The following is a 2154-nucleotide window of genomic DNA, read 5'->3' as shown; positions in this document are numbered from 1 at the left end:
TACATGAAGTCTTATATGGTAGGAAACAGAGACTATATCAACGTCCTCGTCTATACCCTGACCGCGTTTCAGTTTGGCTTCCTGGGTGGATATATCTACTTTATCGGGTTAATGGTCCGGAGCTATTTCACGCTGGATATGACGCCCAACATCTTTATCAACAGCAGTGTGCGCATGATTACGGGATCTTTACTGGCGGTGGTTCTGAGTTATTTGCTGATTGATCCCGACAAATTTTCAGAACCCGATGCCATCCTGATTAGAAGTCTGCCCGTATGGAGTTTCTTCATCGGTCATTTTCCCGATCGTGGTCTGGTATTTCTCGAAAATATCGCAACCAAGGCACTTGGTTTAGTCCGGATTCACGAATTTGCCTCACCCCTCTCAGATCTACCGGGTATCAACTATAACCAGGAAATTCTTCTGAAACGAGAGGGATACGACAATATTGAAAATCTAGCCAATGCCAATGCGCTGGATATCGCCCTGCGGACCGGTTTCAGTTACCAGCAACTCGTACAATGGATCAGCCAGGCACGTTTACACGGCCACCTCCGGAATGATTATCATGCTTTCGTCAATTGCACCGGCCTTGCTTCACTGGATGATTTTGTTCATTTCTACCGCACGGTTAAATTACAGGATGGCGCTGCAGACCCGATTGAACTGATCATCGCCAGTCTCAAGAACGAAAAACATGATCTCGATGACAAAATCCGCATTCTCAGATATCTGGCAGATCTCTGCGATTTGGTCACTGATATACCTCATTCCATTCGTAATGCAAACAGTACTGCTGATCAGGAAATAATCTCAAGTAAATCCTGATAACCGACTCATGAAAAAGTAGATTTCATCTGCTGTCCACGCTGTTCTCGTGAGAATTACCAGCACAAGTATCCTGCCGGATTTTCTCAAATAAACAGATGGCTGCTGCTGCAGCGACATTGAGTGATTCGGCGCACCCCGGCATAGGTATCATCACTCGCTGATGTACGGTTTCCAGAAGTTCTTCTGAAATCCCGCCCCCTTCATTCCCGAAAACAAACATGACCGCCCCTCGCAAATCTGTGCAGTAAAGATTGCTGGCATCATGCAGTGTTGTTGCCACGACATTACCGGCAAATTGGTGAGCCACCTGAATCAGATCCACATTCTCATAGATTCTCAATGAAAAATGCGCTCCCATGCCTGCTCTCAGTGTTTTGGGTGACCAGCCGTCAGCACAGTCGGAGGAAAGGAAAACATCTTCTACGCCGGCAGCAGCGGCAGAGCGCAGCACCGAACCCAGGTTACCGGGATCCTGAATGCCTTCCAGCAAGATATTAAAAGAATTCTGGTACATGTCTGCGGGTAGCGTATGTCGAGGAATATCGATAAGTGCCAGTATGCCAACGGGTGTTTTGACGGGTGATATCTGGCTGAACAATGCATCACTCAACATCAGACAATCTGTTTTCTGAGAATTTTTATCAATATGAATCAGTAACTGGCTGATTTCAGGATGCCGACTGCCGGATTCACTGACGACCAACAGTGCTGGAGTCTTGCCTGATGCCAGGCAGGATTGCAGCAAATGGATGCCATCGAGCAGCGCCATATCTTCATCATGACGTCGGCGTGCCGAGTGTTGCAGCTTAAACAGCTTTTTAAATAAGGAATGTTCGCGAGAAGTGATGTAGCGCACGCCGCCTGTAGTCTGTATTGTCAGCTCAATGGCGGCATGCTATCAGGAATATCATCCAGGAAAAATATTCTTGAACTTCTATTTGAAAGCGAGCCACGGAAAAGTATGCTAATAACTTCCAACGTAAAGTAAAAACTCCGATCTCCAGCTTACCAACCTGCCCGGCAGGCTGCAACAGCCTCAGACATTGCTTTTTGCGCCCCGCATCGGCTCTATCATCAAAACCTGTGCCACAATAAATAATCAGAGTTCTCTATTTCTTTCATTGGCTTACCTCCTCCTTCCTGATCTTCAGCTGGAATCTGGTGATAGCGGATGATTTTTCCATACGATAACGAATCAGGTAAATTAGGTATGGATGGTTTGCAGACGCCTAAAGCCGGATCATCGATGATGTGATACCAGTCAATATCAGGGCTAGCAAACTGCACACTTATCTCATTATTTCAAGGCTGGTGAAAAGGAAC

The 2154-nt window shown here is 46.5% G+C and carries 3 protein-coding genes; 1 reads left to right on the top strand and 2 read right to left on the bottom strand.

The window, feature by feature from the left end:
• Positions 1-828, top strand: an 828-nt coding sequence (locus ABUL11_RS11250; protein ID WP_350283942.1) for a helix-hairpin-helix domain-containing protein, incomplete at its 5' end; no start/stop codon positions are given.
• Positions 829-853: 25 nt separating this feature from the next.
• Here the strand turns inward: ABUL11_RS11250 and ABUL11_RS11245 are convergent.
• Positions 854-1687 carry a TrmH family RNA methyltransferase gene (locus ABUL11_RS11245; protein ID WP_350283941.1) on the bottom strand — a complete coding sequence of 278 codons (834 nt, stop codon included), beginning with the start codon at positions 1685-1687 and terminating at the stop codon, positions 854-856.
• 218 nt (positions 1688-1905) lie between these two features.
• Positions 1906-2118: a hypothetical protein gene (locus ABUL11_RS11240; RefSeq protein WP_350283940.1), complete on the bottom strand. Its 213-nt coding sequence runs from the start codon at positions 2116-2118 to the stop codon at positions 1906-1908.
• Positions 2119-2154 lie beyond the last annotated feature (36 nt).

The organism is Nitrosomonas sp., assembly GCF_040256045.1.
Classification (GTDB): Bacteria; Pseudomonadota; Gammaproteobacteria; order Burkholderiales; family Nitrosomonadaceae; genus Nitrosomonas.
This window is presented reverse-complemented; position numbering and strand designations above follow the sequence as displayed.